Origin of the sequence: Ruminococcus sp. FMBCY1 (assembly GCF_023921805.1) — a bacterium.
Taxonomy (GTDB): Bacteria; Bacillota; Clostridia; order Oscillospirales; family Acutalibacteraceae; genus Ruminococcoides; species Ruminococcoides intestinale_A.
Genome location: NZ_CP074197.1, coordinates 1,257,363 through 1,271,527, shown reverse-complemented (window position 1 = coordinate 1,271,527; position 14,165 = coordinate 1,257,363). Strand labels below are relative to the sequence as shown.

The following is a 14,165-nucleotide window of genomic DNA, read 5'->3' as shown; positions in this document are numbered from 1 at the left end:
TTAAACTACAGATTTTTTTGCTATATATACAGGATAGGAGTCATATCCCATAAGTGAACGACCATCCTGAATTTTAACATCCTTATCTATGATAACATAATTCAGGTTGGTATTGCAACCGATTTTTGTATCTTGCATAATTATTGAGTTGCTTACTTTAGCACCCTCGCCGATATATACACCCTTAGAAATAACACAGTTCTCAACCTCACCGTTGATTACACAGCCTTGAGCAATAATTGAATTTTTGACACTGCTTGTAAGACCGTAGCGTGACGGAGCGTCATCTCTGACCTTTGTGTAAATCGGACGCTGTGGATTAAAGAGAGCATCTCTTACTTCTTTTTTGATTAAATCCATATTGAAATTGAAGTAATCCTGATTAGAAGTAATTGCCGCTGTATAACCTTTATCTTCAAAGCCGTAAACATTGTATTTGCCGACGGCAGCCTGAATAATATTTTTAATGTCTTTCTGATTTACGGCGAGAGCCTGATTTATTTCCTGCATAAGGAGATCTTTTTTCAGGAGTATTGCACCGAATACTACATTTTCAACAGTATTTGTCTTTTGCGGATTGAGAAAAAGTCTGTTTACTCTGCCGTTATCGTCAACGCTGATTGTCATAGGACGGTCGTAGCCTGACGGTACAACCATCTTGTTGTAAATTACGGTAATGTCTGCATTCTTTTTGGTGTGAAAATCAAAAAGGTCTGTGCAGTCAAAATTAGAAATAATATTGCCCGGTGAGAGCAATACATATTCCTCACGGCTGTTTTCAATGTATCCGTGCATATTATAAATGGTTTCGGGATAGCTTGAGAAAGAACTGCCGTTATAAGGTGTGAGCAATGTAAGCTGACTTCTTCTCTTTGAAAGGTCATAAGCAGAACCCGAGCCGAGGTGATCGGCAAGAGAAAGATAGTTCTTTGTGGCAACTACGCCTACATTGTTGATACCTGAATTTGACATATTAGAAAGAACAAAGTCAATTATTCTGTATTTGCCCCCGATAGGAACGCTTGCCATTGTGCGTGATGAGGTGAGGTCAGGCATTTTTTCGTCAAGAGTGCCTGCAAAAATAAGTCCCAAAACATTATTACATCTCATTTGCTTTTACCTCCGTGCATCTGTCAATCATTTCCTTTGGTTTCACAACTGCGCCCTCGTCAATTATAGCGTTTTCGCCGACTACGGCAATGCCCCAGTCATCTCTGTTAGCACAGTCCTCAGGTTTTGCGCCTACAACCGCATTCTTGCGAACAACTGTATTTTCTGCAATAATTGCAAACTGAACTGTAGCGCCCTCTTCAATTACCGCACCAGGCATAATGATAGAAGAGTTGATTGTAGCGCCTTTTCCGATAGTAACGCCCGAGAAAAGAATAGAAAACTCAAGATTACCGTAAACATTACAGCCGTCTGCAACAAGTGAATTCTGAATAACTGCGTCATTAGATACAAAGTGTGGCGGCATCATTGGATTTCTTGAATAAATATCCTTTAAGTCAAGTGTAACATTAGGGTCGAGAAGATCCATATTAGCTTCCCAAAGACTGTCGATTGTTCCGACATCTTTCCAATAACCCTCAAACGGATATGCAAACATACGCTCGCCTGCGTTGAGCATTGCGGGAAGAACATCTTTACCAAAGTCATGGCTTGAGTTTTTGTTTTCGTCATCTTCAATGAGGTATTTTCTTAACTCTTTGTAGCTGAAAATGTAGATACCCATTGATGCGTGTGTGCTTTTTGGCTTTTCGGGCTTTTCATCAAATTCGTAAATTTCGCCGTCCTCGTGTGTGTTGAGAATACCGAATCTTGACGCCTCTTCAAGAGGTACATCTATAACAGCTATAGTACAAGCCGCATTCTTTTCTTTGTGGTATTCAAGCATTTTGTTGTAGTCCATTTTGTAGATATGGTCGCCTGACAAAACAACAACATATTCGGGGTCATAGCGGTCAATGTAGTTAATATTCTGGAAAATTGCGTTTGCAGTACCTGAGTACCAATCTGCACCGTCAACAGCCTGATACGGACTTAGGCAGTTTACACCCGAGTGCATACCGTCAAGATCCCACGGCTGACCGTTGCCTATGTATTCGTTAAGAACAAGCGGCTGATACTGTGTGAGAATACCAACAGCTTCGATGCCTGAATTTACGCAGTTTGATAGTGGAAAGTCAATAATTCGATATTTTCCGCCGAATGGAACGGCAGGTTTTGCAATTTTTCTTGTTAAAACGCCAAGACGGGAACCTTGTCCGCCGGCAAGAAGCATTGCAACTACTTCCTTCTTAGGGAACATTTTTCTACCTCCAGAGATTATTTAAGAGTAGGGCAGAGTGTGAGCATACTGTCCTACAATTATAAGTATATTTATTTTAATTCCTCTGCCTTTACGGTTTCGGAATTGAGAACAACGGTTTTTCTCGGCTTTTCGGTGTTGCCTTCGGGATTTTCAAGTTCCTTTGTACATTTAAGATAAATTACACCGAGCGGCGGCAGGGTAAGTGAAAGTCCCTGCTTGTAACCGTGAATTTTCATCGGCACCGTGGTAAGAGTGCCTGTATTTGATACACCTGTTCCGCCAAATTCGGTTAAGTCGGAATTAAATATTTCCTCATATTCGCCAAAGCGGGGAACACCTATCATATAGTTTTCGTGAACGGTCGGCTGAAAATTGCAGACTGCAATGATTTCGTTGCCGTCTGAGTCGGTTCTTCTGAAAGCAATAACGCTTTGAGTGTAGTCGTTACGGTGTATCCATTCAAAGCCTTTCGGAGTATTGTCAAGCTCATAAAGCGGCTTATGTTCAATATAAAATTTATTTATTGCTTTAAAGAATGTATATAGAGCATTATGTTTTTCAAACTTAAGAAGATCCCACTGAATACCCGAGTCGGAATCCCATTCATCAAACTGTCCTATTTCGCAGCCCATAAATAAAAGCTTTTTACCGGGATGAGCGTACATATATGTAATAAATGTTCTTACGCCTGCAAACTTGCTGTCATAGTCACCCGGCATTTTGCTGATAAGCGAGCCTTTGCCGTGAGCGACTTCATCGTGAGAAATAGGAAGAATGAATCTCTCTGAAAAAGCATAGAAAAAGCTGAATGTAAGGTTATCGTGGTTAAACGGTCGCCACAACGGGTCAAGCGACATATAGTGGAGAGTATCGTTCATCCAACCCATATTCCATTTGTAGTCAAATCCGAGTCCGCCCTCCTCAATAGGCAGGGTAAGTTTTGGCCACGAAGTGTTTTCCTCGGCAAATGTAAGAGCCGACGGGTGATACATATGTACTGCCTTGTTCAAACGCTTGATAAAGTCGATTGCCTCAAGGTTTTCGTTGCCGCCAAAGCGGTTAGGTACCCATTCGCCGTCCTTTTTGCCGTAGTCAAGGTAAAGCATAGAAGAAACCGCACCGATTCGCATACCGTCAATGTGGTATTTGTCGAACCAGAACATTACAGCCGAAATCAAAAAGCTGATTACCTCATAGCGCTGGAAATTAAAGAGGCAAGTGCCCCAACTGTCACGCTGACCTTTTTTAGGATTGTTGTCCTCGTAAAGGCAGGTGCCGTCAAATTTATAAAGTCCGTAATCGTCCTTAGGAAAGTTTGACGGTACAATTTCCATAATAACGCCGATTCCCTCCATATGACAGCGGTCAATGAGAGCCATAAGGTCACACGGCGTACCGTAACGGGAGGTTGCGGCAAAGTATCCTGTTGTCTGATAGCCCCAGCTTGGGTCATACGGATATTCCATAAGCGGCATAAGCTGAACATGAGTGTAGTTCATTTCCTTTAAATAAGGAATAAGCTCATCTGCCATTTTTTGATAGTTAAAGTAATTGCCGTCAGGATATTTTTTCCACGAGCCTGCGTGAATTTCATATATATTCATCGGCTTGTCGGGTGAAGATGTATTCTGACGATTTTCCATCCAATAGCTGTCATGCCATACATATTGATTTGTATTAAATACCATAGAGGCATTTTCGGGTCTTGTCTGACAATGAAAAGCAAACGGATCCGATTTTAAAATGTTTGTGTGGTCAACGGTTTCTATACAGAATTTATATACGGCAAATTCATTGAGATTTTCAATAAACAGTTCCCATACACCGCCGCCGATTTTATACATATAATTAGCTTTTTGATTCCAATTGTTAAAATCACCGACAAGAGAAACTGTAATTGCGTTTGGCGCCCATACTCTGAAAATTACACCGTTTCTGCCGTCTAAATTTATAAAATGAGCGCCGAGAAAGTCGTAAGCACGAACAGCGTCACCGTCAGAAAACAGTCGCAGCGGAGAACGCTCATCATTAAAGACATACTTCATATATTCAACTCCTTATTATGACTGCCGAATCACCCAATCGACAGTCAACCATTCCGAATAATGCGGATTGTTTGATAATCACTGTTAATTATAAAAACTTCTTGTATAAGAATACCAATTAAAACTGCTTCTATATTCCTATAATATATAATACCAAATAAATATGTTGTTTTCAAGCAAATTTGAAAATTTTTACACAATATTTTCGTGTAAATTTTATAAATAACCTCTCAAAATTCCCATAAGGAACATAATTTTACATAAAAATAGTTTTTTTATAAATAAATCAAGTTAATTTTATTAAAATGTAAAAATCAAATTTATTTTATATGTTTTGTGAGCTGTACATAACTATAAAAATGTGCATAGATTTTCTGAAGTAAATATATTGAAAAAAGGTATTTACAAATATTATTTTTTATAGTATATTAATACAACAATAGACAATAAAACAGCAATAATAAACAATTCTGTTTATTGCTAATTGAATAAATAGTGGTGAGGTGATACGAATTTGTTTTAGTACAATTGCACACACAATAAAATTAGGATGAGGAGATGAAGAATGATAAATAAAAAAAATAAAAAAAATAAAAAAATATAAAAATTATAGGTACAATTGTAGGTATAATTGCAATTATTATAATCGGAGTATATATATATAATCAGATAAAAATCTCAAATTATCTTAGTAACCTAACTTATGATATAGTACAGGAATCTTATGATACTTACGGTGATTACTCGAAAAGCAAATATCAGGATATAGTACCGGAAAACATTTATAGCATTATGAATATTTTGCCGGGACCTGGGGAGGGCGATGGCAGTAATTATCATATAACTGAATGTTATCATACAAATCCCATAACATTAGTTTTACCCGGAAATACAGCCAAATCGTTCTATAAGGAAAAATGTTATTATATAAGAAAAAACGAAGATCATAGCTCCGGTGGGGAAACTTCACCGACAGTATATTGGAAATTAGATGATGATAATGTTTGGCGAGTATCAGATTTTGATTCTCCTCCGTGATAAAATTATTATTTTGACAAAACCACCTCTGATTCTTATGTCAGGGGTGGTAAGGTACCATTTGATAATCAATGGAAAAACAAAGGAGGAGAAAGATGAGTGTACAACCTTATCCATGGGTAGCATCAATATATAAGGGAGAGGGAAGATTTTTAATAACAAAAGGGGTCAAGCATGAAGGTGGCTATAGAACAAAAGCGGATGAAGTTACTGTAATTAGTGAAGATGTAAATAGCCTTGAAACTAAGTTGGGAGATGAAGTTTTTTTAGCATTTAAATTTATTGAGAACAGTCCGTTGTATGTGGGTTTACCTAAAGATTTTTGGAAAAAGGGTTCTAAGTATAAAGGCTATATAACCTTTTGGAAACATAATCTTTTAACATATGTAGATTTGTATGAAGACGGAAGTTATAAAGTTTGTGCAACTGAAAAATTTAGAGAAAAAAAGGGCGGATATAATGGCTGCATAAAGTCAATAAACTTGCCTGCCAATGCTACGGCGGAAGAAATAGGAAATGCAATAATTGATGTATTCAAAGCCGCCGAAGAATATTACGAGCAAAATCCTATGGAATATTGATTAGGTGTATAGAACTACCACCTCTGATTGTTATGTCAGGGGTGGTAATTAACAGAAAAACAAAGAGTGTAAAGTGTTCAGTTTTTTAATTACGGTACAGATAACAATTCAATACTACTTGCAAAGTTTCTAATAAACATCGTGCTTTTTTTGATGATTTTATAACTGATAATAATTTGAAATGGTGTGTATAGTTATGCGAAAAATAATAAATAAAAATATTTGCTTTATGGGGATATTAATTACTCTGCTTGAATTAGTTGTATTCTTATCGACACCTTATTCAAAATCGATTTTACCGGTTTATCCTTTAAATAATTTAATATGGTCAATTGTTTTATTTACTGTATTCTTTTTTTCATTCAGTGCATTTGTTATATTGGGCTTTGCTAAGAAAACTTTTTTACTGTATAAAAAGCAAATAGTAATATCTTTTTTTGCTCTTTTATTCATAAGAGTTATACTTGATATTGGCTGTTATATTTTCAAAAGTACAGAGATTAAATCTATATATAGCTTATTAACGGATTGCGTATTTTTTGTAATTATATTCCAAATTATTACATTTGCTTATACCGGCAGAAATTTATTAAAAGATATATATGGTAAAATTAAGGGCAAAGATAAATCTATAGTAGTTATATTGTTATTGTATGTTTTAGTTGTGGCTATAGTTGTTTCTTATTTAATCTATATATTTATAAATTTGCAAATGTATGCAGAAAAATATACAATTGATTCATCATTTTATCTTTTTAAAAGTATGAATTATAACTTTAATTCACAGTTGTTAAGAATGTTTGCGGCAATCATTTTACAACTACTTCTTGTAATAATACTTAATAATCTATATGCAAATAATTTTGACGCAGATTTATATTGGTCAAAAATATTTTTAAATATTATTGCACGAACAATAATAGCTTTTATAGCAATATTTGTATTATTGTTTATTAAAATCTGTATCTCAAATGTGGGTACTATTGCAAAAATACCGGAAAGATCATCTGATTGCTACATTGGATTACCAAATTTAATTTCTAATAGCTTTGTTTATAAACAAATATATAGGGTAAATGGTAATTCATCGCAGATATTATCATACGAAAATACAGATGTTAAAATAAAATATCATGACGAAGAATTACTCGATTTTAAGCTAAATAATTTTTTCGATTATGAATACATAAATAAAGAGCAGAATAACATAAACAATTCAAATTCAGGCGCATCAATTAAAATACAAGATCAAGAAGTGTTATTCTTTTCAAATCAATATATAGCTTATGCAAAAAACGATACCCCTTATGTCATAGCCTTTGATGATATTAAAAATCAAAATGAGAATGAGGTTATAACAAATTTTTTAGAGTATATGATTACTTGTGGATATTGGGATTACTTTGAGTACGGTTGTGATTATCTTAAAAAGTATGATTCGGATTTTATAAATCCATACATAGAGAGATATGCAAACGGTGACTTTACAGAAAATGAAAATAAAGTAAATCAAGAAATCAATACAGATTATATGATAAATTTTGCTCAAAAAATGCTTGAAATTAAATAAAAAAAGAGATGGATATGCTGGAAGATAAAGAAAAACTAAAAACCAATAATAAAAAGAAAAAAATAATAGTAACAACAGTAACAACGGCAGTTGTTTTTATCACTGTTGGAACAGGAGTTTACATTAATCACTTGATAAAAATATCAAATTATCTTAGTGACCTAACTTATGATATAGTACAGGAATCTTATGATACTTACGGTGATTACTCGAAAAGCAAATATCAGGATATAGTACCGGAAAACATTTATAGCAGTATGAATTATCTTCGCGGGGGTTCCTATGATAATCGAGATGAATTTATCATATATGTATCAAATCAATCTAAAGTAAATACCTTAATTTTTTTCTTAGATACAGCTGAGTCGAAATATACTTATGAGATTAAATTTTCTGTAAAAGGTGAGGAGGGCTATAGCTATGGCAAATCTACCTGTACGGTGCAATGGAAATTAAATGATGATAATGTCTGGCGAGTATCAGATTTTGATGATCCTCCGTGATAAAATGAGAGTTTATGAAAAGAAAATGATATGCTAAAAAATGATGGAAATATGCTTCACTTGAATATTTATTATTGAGAATAATGCTTTTCGGAGAGGAAGATAAAATGAAAAAATATTATTCAAAAATCAGCGGCTGTATACTGTTAGTTGCATTGGAAATATTGATGTTTCTATGGACTCCGTATTACAAGGGCTTTATTTGTACAACATATATTGTAGAGCATATAAATGCCGGAGATATAATTTTTAGATTAGTTTATTATGCAATTTATTTTTTATCTGTATATACAATGTTTTCGTATTACTGTTTTGGAAAGTTTTACTCGTTTTTTATGCGTAGTCCCGTAGGATTAATATTAAGTTTTGCAAGTGTAAGACTTATGGCAGATGTGGCAAACTATATTATTTATTACTTTTTTAATGATTATGTTTTTACTTTTGCGGCTTGCATTATCGAGGTAGTTTTTCTGTTTTTTACATTGTGGCTTATATCGGACTTTATTTCAGACGGTAAATTTAGATTTTGCCCGATTAAAGGGACAATACCGTTTTTTATAGCAACTTTTGTGATTGTAGCTTTGCTTGCAATATATTGTATGTTTCAGTATAACGGTTTTGCTTATATAGTTGAAAAATATACAGTCGTTGCAAATGTGAGGGTTGCATACACTGAAAATATCGGCTTTATACTTGAGGTTTCAAGGCTGATTTTTATTTGCGCATTGAATATTATTTGCTTTTTGTATTTTTATTTTTCAGTCGAAAAATGCGGACTTATAAAAAGTAAAAGCAATGTCGGTTTTGCTAAAATAATAACCCGTTTATGGGCGGTTTTGTTTTTAACGGGAATATTGTATGTTGTAAAATACATAGCTTATCCGATAGATTTGTATGAGATTATTCCGAGCAGTATCATTTCAAGTTCAGATACCACCTATTCAAATACAAATGAAACAGTAAAGGATTTCAGAACGGATACGTGTGTAACTCCGTTAAGCAGATTTTCTTCTTATGAACACGATGAAAAGCGTGTGCTGAATTTAGGTTCTGTTACTGTAAAAAACGGAAAAGACCGTATAAAGACATTTACATACTTTATGCCGTTTGACGAGGACTCGAATTATTATTGTGAGCTTGTTCCCGTTGAAACGGAATATACGGAGTCAACGGACTATTTGGAGTGTAATGTGCAAAGGCTCGAAAATTTTGGCTTGTTTTTCTTTGACGGTGACCAAAGATATGCGATTAAGACCGAGAATATAAAGAGCCAAAGCGAAAACAAGGTGCTTACAGCAATGCTCGAAACTTTAATTTCTGACGGCGAATGGAATTACTTTGAGTACGGTTGTGATTATCTTAAAAAGTATGATTCTGATTTTATAAATCCATACATAGAAAGATATGCGAACGGTGACTTTACAGAAAATGAAAATAAAGTAAATCAAGAAATCAATACAGATTATATGATAAATTTTGCTCAAAAAATGCTTGAAATTAAATGAAAAAAGAGATGGATATGTTGGAAGATAAAATTATAGATTTATTATCTAAAAAAACTAAATGTCCTGTTTGCGGAGAAGAATGTATCAGTTGGTATAAAAAAGGGTTTTATACAAATTTTTGGAAAGAAAAAGAATGCCCTAATTGCAAAGCAACTTTAAAACTTAAAGGCAAAATAATATGGGTAAATAGGTTGATTGATCTGCTTTTTTGATATGGTATATTTTCTTGTTTATTAATATACCGCAATTGTGTAGCTTATTATTGCTGTTTTATATTTGCTTCAAATTATTTTGGGAAGTTTTAGTGGTTGGTCCTTTTTCAACAATAGTTCCATATAACAGTACCCCTCTTGATGATTTATTAAACAGTTTCAGAAAATTAAAAGCACTGGATAAAAAAGGAAAAATAAAGGTTGCAGCGGTAATAACAGCATTTGTTCTTGTTTTTGTCGGAATTGGGGTTTGTATTAATCATCGGAAAAATATAGAAAATACTCTTACCGACCTAACTTATGACATAGTACAGGAGTCTTGCGATAATTACGGAGATTACTCAAAAAGCAAATATCAGGATATAGTATCGGAGCAAATTTATAAAAATATGAATTATCTGTATGTGGAGAATTGTACAGACAAAAACAATTTGGAAATTTTTGAGTCAAAGTTTACGAGTATTCAACCGCAGATATTGTCTTTAAAATCTGCGGAAGTAAACTATAGCTGTTATGTTAGATATCAACTGAATAATGAGAATGACAGTTATATTGCTAAGGATCTTTCTTATACGGTGCAATGGAAATCGGATGATAATAATGTTTGGCGAGTATCTGATTTTGACGGGGATTTGTGATAAAAGGAAAACTTAATTTTCAGGTGAATTACAATGAAAATAAAAAAATCTAAAACAAAAATAATCGTATTATCTGTTTGTTCTGTTTTGGCAATTATAGGATTTTTGGCATATCGTGTTGAGCTTTATCACAGAACAAATGATCCTAATAAGGAAAGAATATTTGAAATAGAGGATTGCGCTCATAACAGGAAATTAAAATTATACGATTATGAAAAAGAACTTCCTTATAATGCTGAATCAGTGCGTGTTTTTATGATACAAGATTGTCCGAATAATGAAGAAGATACTAAAAATTTAATTTATGAATTTTTAGACGCCTATGACTATAAAAATGAAATGAAAAAGTATAATACCGATAAATTTGTAGTTAATTTTATGAAACCAAGTTGGAGATTTCCTGTGTATTGGACAGAAGAATGGGATATGAAACATACATGGCACAGAGATGGCAGTTATTTGGCAAATTATTTTGAAAGCAACAGAGTTGCGTATCTGCGGTGCGATGCTAACGGAATTAGATTTGAAAAGTATTTTTAGACAAAACCGCCTCTGACTGTTATGTCAGGGGTGGTAAGGTACCATTTGATAATCAATGGAAAAACAGAGGAGGAGAAAGATGAGTGTACAATCATATCCGTGGACAGTAAGAATATATAAAGGAGAGGGAAGATTTTTAATTGTTGAAGAAGTTGAACATAAGGCCGGTTATAATACATATTCTGATAAAATAACAATAGTTAGTGAAGCAGAAGATAACCTTGTAGCTAAGTTAGGAACTGAAGCTTTTTTAGGATTAAAATCTATTGAGGATAGTCCGTTGTATGTAGGAAAGCCTAAACAATTTTGGAAAAATGGTTCTAAGTATAAGGGATATATAACTTTTTGGAAACATAATAACCTCGCAAGTGTTAGGTTGTATCAAAACCAAAGTTACGAAGTTTATTCATCTGAGAAATGCAGAGAAAAGAAGGGCGGATATAATGGCTGCATAAAGTCAATAAACTTGCCTGCCAATGCTACGGCGGAAGAAATAGGAAATGCAATAATTGATGTATTCAAAGCCGCCGAAGAATATTATGAGCGAAATCCTATGGAATATTAATTAAAAAGAAATATAGATATGGATAAAAATAAAATTACAAAACTTAGTTTTCAGGTGAATTACAATGAAAATAAAAAAATCTAAAACAAAAATAATCGTATTATCTGTTTGTTCTGTTTTGGCAATTATAGGATTTTTGGCATATCGTGTTGAGCTTTATCACAGAACAAATGATCCTAATAAGGAAAGAATATTTGAAATAGAGGATTATTCTCATGACAGGAAATTAACACCGTACGGTACCGAAAAAGATCTTCAATATAATTCTGAATCGATTAGGGCATTTATAATACAAAATTGTCCCGATAATGAGGAGAAAACCAAAGCATTAATTTATGAATTTTTAAATACATATAATTACAAAAATGAAATGGAAAACTGCGGTACGGATAAAATTTATATAGATTTTATGAAACCGAGTTGGAGATTTCCTGTGTATTGGACAGAAAAATGGGATATGAAACATACATGGCACAGAGATGGCAGTTATTTGGCTAATTATTATAACAGCAACAGAGTTGCATGGGTTGAATGTGATGTAAACGGTATTTTGGGAGAAAATTATTATTTTGACAAAACCACCTCTGATTCTTATGTCAGGGGTGGTAAATACCGATAACAGTCGCTATATTGCTAATCGTTCTAATTGTACGGTACAATGGGTATTGGAAGATAATGTTTGGCAAGTTTCCGGTTATGACGAGCGTTCGTGATTCAGAAAAGCAGAGATTGAAAATTTTTCTTGCTTTAGGCTTGAACGAAAAAATATAAGAATGAGGGAGAATAATATGAACAGTAAATTGAAAAAATGCTTACCTTTTATAATTGTGGTTGCACTCGAATTAATATCGCTGATTTTTTATAATGAGGAACATAGCTTTTTGCGGATGAAGTGCATAGGAATACTTGCTATGGGAGGATTCAAATTTGCAATACCAATGCTAATATTTAATGCGGCTTTTGTGTTTGTGTATCTGCTGGCATATAATTATGTGGTGATATTGGTTACCGATACACAATTTATGGCGAAAAAGGTGTTTAAAAATATCGGTGTTTTGTTTGCCGTAAGAACAGGTTTTGATATTTTATATTATTTGCTTAACGCATCAGTGACATGTTTAAGTGAAACCTACATTGATTTTTCGTATTTAATAAATTCATCGTTTGCGGTTGTTATGTTTGTGGTAATACTAAAAAATTGTGCAAACATATCATTAAAGGAGATTAAAACCAATGTCAAGGCGAGAAAAAGTGCAATATTTTTTGCTGTAATATTTCTGATTACAAATATTATCTTCTTTGTGTATTATATTATTATGAAAGGCCTTGCTTCGGAGAATTATATGATAGGCCTTGCTTTGAAGAATTATGAAATTTTTGATAATATGATGTCAGAAAATATATTTATGTATAATTTTATATCTTATTCGTTCTATGTTATCAGTGCTGTTTCATTGACATTACTCGGTGTTTTGTTTATTAACTTTGTAAAAAAGTTAGTAATAAAGAAAATGTAAACGCTATGGTTTAGCTTGAAATAATTAAAATTCAGGTCACTTTTTTTGTGATTTGCGTGTTAAAAAGAGAATAATTAAGTAATACTCCGCCACTTTACAACGATGGCGGAGTATCTTTGTTGAACGGCTTAAAAAATATTTTTCTTGATTCTGTCAAGTGCGCCTTTTTCTATTCTGCTGACTTGTGCCTGTGAAATGCCTATTTCGCTTGCAACCTCCATTTGAGTTTTGCCTCGGAAAAACCGCATTGTCAATATTCTTTTTTCACGGTCGGAAAGGTTTGCGATTGCTTCTTTTACCGCAATTTCTTCAAGCCAGGTTGTATCGTCGTTTTTGTCACCAATTTGGTCCATAACATAAATGGTGTCATTGCCGTCCGAAAAAACAGGCTCGTACAATGAAACGGGTTCAATTATTGCCTCGAGCGCAAGCACAACATCGTGTTTTGGCACTCCCATTATTTTGGCGATTTCTTCAACTGTCGGCTCTCGGTTTTCTTTATTGGTGAGCTGTTCTTTGATTTGCATAGCCTTATAGGCGGTGTCACGCATTGAGCGTGATACTCTGATAGCGTTATTATCTCGCAGGTATCTTCGTACCTCGCCGATAATCATAGGTACTCCGTAGGTGCTGAAACGCACATCGAGTGACGGGTCGAAATTATCAATTGCTTTGATAAGTCCGATTACACCGACTTGAAATAAATCATCTGGATTTTCACCACGGTTTGTAAAGCGCTGAATTACCGAAAGTACAAGGCGCAGGTTGCCGTTTATCATTGCGTCTCTTGCTTTTTTACGCTCTTGTTCACTGCCGTTCTTTATTGTGTTGAGCAGTGCTTTCTTTTCTTTTTCACTTAGGACTTTAAGCTTAGATGTGTTTACTCCGCAAATTTCAACTTTACCATACTGCAAAAAATTACCCCCAAGCAATTTCTTACAATAAGTATTGCCATAATAGGGGAGATTAATACAGTTATAATAAAAAAGGTTGTGCGGTGCGGTTTATAAATTATTGTTTAGCGGAGTGTCGGTCGGGCATTGAAAATTAGCTAACGCTAAATTATCAGCAAAAGAACAAAAAAGTTTACTCAATTTTTTCAAAAATTGCGGGTATGGGCAGCGCCCATAATATCTT

General features: G+C 34.0%; 14 protein-coding genes. 10 read left to right on the top strand and 4 right to left on the bottom strand.

Annotation, left to right across the window (positions count from 1 at the left end):
* The 3 genes from glgD to glgB all read right to left on the bottom strand — a co-directional run bounded on the left by glgD (position 1) and on the right by glgB (position 4,359).
* Positions 1-1,110: a glucose-1-phosphate adenylyltransferase subunit GlgD gene (gene glgD, locus KGF34_RS06160; RefSeq protein WP_252558417.1), complete on the bottom strand. Its 1,110-nt coding sequence runs from the start codon at positions 1,108-1,110 to the stop codon at positions 1-3.
* Complete coding sequence (locus KGF34_RS06155) at positions 1,100-2,311, bottom strand: glucose-1-phosphate adenylyltransferase (RefSeq protein WP_022235298.1); 1,212 nt, start codon at positions 2,309-2,311, stop codon at positions 1,100-1,102. Before KGF34_RS06155 ends, glgD begins: the two co-directional genes overlap by 11 nt.
* Positions 2,312-2,382: 71 nt before the next feature.
* Positions 2,383-4,359, bottom strand: a complete 1,977-nt coding sequence (glgB, locus tag KGF34_RS06150; protein ID WP_252558415.1) for a 1,4-alpha-glucan branching protein GlgB — start codon at positions 4,357-4,359, stop codon at positions 2,383-2,385.
* A 1,133-nt stretch (positions 4,360-5,492) separates the two neighbouring features.
* Between glgB and KGF34_RS06145 the strand changes: the two genes are divergently transcribed.
* From KGF34_RS06145 to KGF34_RS06100, 10 genes are all read left to right on the top strand, one after another.
* Positions 5,493-5,978, top strand: a complete 486-nt coding sequence (locus KGF34_RS06145) for a hypothetical protein (RefSeq protein ID WP_252558413.1) — start codon at positions 5,493-5,495, stop codon at positions 5,976-5,978.
* Positions 5,979-6,174: 196 nt separating this feature from the next.
* A complete protein-coding gene (locus KGF34_RS06140; RefSeq protein ID WP_252558412.1) occupies positions 6,175-7,548 on the top strand; it encodes a hypothetical protein in 1,374 nt (457 codons plus the stop codon).
* 14 nt (positions 7,549-7,562) lie between these two features.
* On the top strand, positions 7,563-8,051 hold the full coding sequence (locus KGF34_RS06135; RefSeq protein ID WP_252558410.1) for a hypothetical protein: 489 nt from the start codon (positions 7,563-7,565) through the stop codon (positions 8,049-8,051).
* A gap of 107 nt (positions 8,052-8,158) precedes the next feature.
* Positions 8,159-9,556 (top strand): hypothetical protein, encoded by a 1,398-nt coding sequence (locus KGF34_RS06130; protein WP_252558409.1) that lies wholly within the window; start codon positions 8,159-8,161, stop codon positions 9,554-9,556.
* Positions 9,553-9,768 carry a hypothetical protein gene (locus tag KGF34_RS06125; RefSeq protein WP_252558408.1) on the top strand — a complete coding sequence of 72 codons (216 nt, stop codon included), beginning with the start codon at positions 9,553-9,555 and terminating at the stop codon, positions 9,766-9,768. Before KGF34_RS06130 ends, KGF34_RS06125 begins: the two co-directional genes overlap by 4 nt.
* Positions 9,769-9,860: 92 nt before the next feature.
* The gene (locus tag KGF34_RS06120; protein ID WP_252558406.1) at positions 9,861-10,406 is read left to right on the top strand and encodes a hypothetical protein; all 546 of its coding nucleotides are present in this window, start codon (positions 9,861-9,863) and stop codon (positions 10,404-10,406) included.
* 33 nt (positions 10,407-10,439) lie between these two features.
* The gene (locus tag KGF34_RS06115) at positions 10,440-10,946 is read left to right on the top strand and encodes a hypothetical protein (RefSeq protein ID WP_252558404.1); all 507 of its coding nucleotides are present in this window, start codon (positions 10,440-10,442) and stop codon (positions 10,944-10,946) included.
* Positions 10,947-11,025: 79 nt separating this feature from the next.
* Entirely contained in the window at positions 11,026-11,511 is a 486-nt protein-coding gene (locus tag KGF34_RS06110; RefSeq protein WP_252558402.1) for a hypothetical protein, read from the top strand.
* 64 nt (positions 11,512-11,575) lie between these two features.
* The gene (locus tag KGF34_RS06105; RefSeq protein WP_252558400.1) at positions 11,576-12,130 is read left to right on the top strand and encodes a hypothetical protein; all 555 of its coding nucleotides are present in this window, start codon (positions 11,576-11,578) and stop codon (positions 12,128-12,130) included.
* A 169-nt stretch (positions 12,131-12,299) separates the two neighbouring features.
* The gene (locus tag KGF34_RS06100) at positions 12,300-13,028 is read left to right on the top strand and encodes a hypothetical protein (RefSeq protein WP_252558399.1); all 729 of its coding nucleotides are present in this window, start codon (positions 12,300-12,302) and stop codon (positions 13,026-13,028) included.
* A 128-nt stretch (positions 13,029-13,156) separates the two neighbouring features.
* Here the strand turns inward: KGF34_RS06100 and sigG are convergent, their stop codons facing one another.
* Positions 13,157-13,942 carry an RNA polymerase sporulation sigma factor SigG gene (gene sigG / locus KGF34_RS06095; protein WP_186935268.1) on the bottom strand — a complete coding sequence of 262 codons (786 nt, stop codon included), beginning with the start codon at positions 13,940-13,942 and terminating at the stop codon, positions 13,157-13,159.
* Positions 13,943-14,165 lie beyond the last annotated feature (223 nt).

What these genes read in the sequence shown, in the direction of transcription:
- glgD (WP_252558417.1), bottom strand. Translation starts at nt 1,110, where the DNA reads ATGAGATGTAATAATGTTTTGGGACTTATTTTTGCAGGCACTCTTGAC.
- KGF34_RS06155 (WP_022235298.1), bottom strand. Translation starts at nt 2,311, where the DNA reads ATGTTCCCTAAGAAGGAAGTAGTTGCAATGCTTCTTGCCGGCGGACAA.
- glgB (WP_252558415.1), bottom strand. Translation starts at nt 4,359, where the DNA reads ATGAAGTATGTCTTTAATGATGAGCGTTCTCCGCTGCGACTGTTTTCT.
- KGF34_RS06145 (WP_252558413.1), top strand. Translation starts at nt 5,493, where the DNA reads ATGAGTGTACAACCTTATCCATGGGTAGCATCAATATATAAGGGAGAG.
- KGF34_RS06140 (WP_252558412.1), top strand. Translation starts at nt 6,175, where the DNA reads ATGCGAAAAATAATAAATAAAAATATTTGCTTTATGGGGATATTAATT.
- KGF34_RS06135 (WP_252558410.1), top strand. Translation starts at nt 7,563, where the DNA reads ATGCTGGAAGATAAAGAAAAACTAAAAACCAATAATAAAAAGAAAAAA.
- KGF34_RS06130 (WP_252558409.1), top strand. Translation starts at nt 8,159, where the DNA reads ATGAAAAAATATTATTCAAAAATCAGCGGCTGTATACTGTTAGTTGCA.
- KGF34_RS06125 (WP_252558408.1), top strand. Translation starts at nt 9,553, where the DNA reads ATGAAAAAAGAGATGGATATGTTGGAAGATAAAATTATAGATTTATTA.
- KGF34_RS06115 (WP_252558404.1), top strand. Translation starts at nt 10,440, where the DNA reads ATGAAAATAAAAAAATCTAAAACAAAAATAATCGTATTATCTGTTTGT.
- KGF34_RS06110 (WP_252558402.1), top strand. Translation starts at nt 11,026, where the DNA reads ATGAGTGTACAATCATATCCGTGGACAGTAAGAATATATAAAGGAGAG.
- KGF34_RS06105 (WP_252558400.1), top strand. Translation starts at nt 11,576, where the DNA reads ATGAAAATAAAAAAATCTAAAACAAAAATAATCGTATTATCTGTTTGT.
- KGF34_RS06100 (WP_252558399.1), top strand. Translation starts at nt 12,300, where the DNA reads ATGAACAGTAAATTGAAAAAATGCTTACCTTTTATAATTGTGGTTGCA.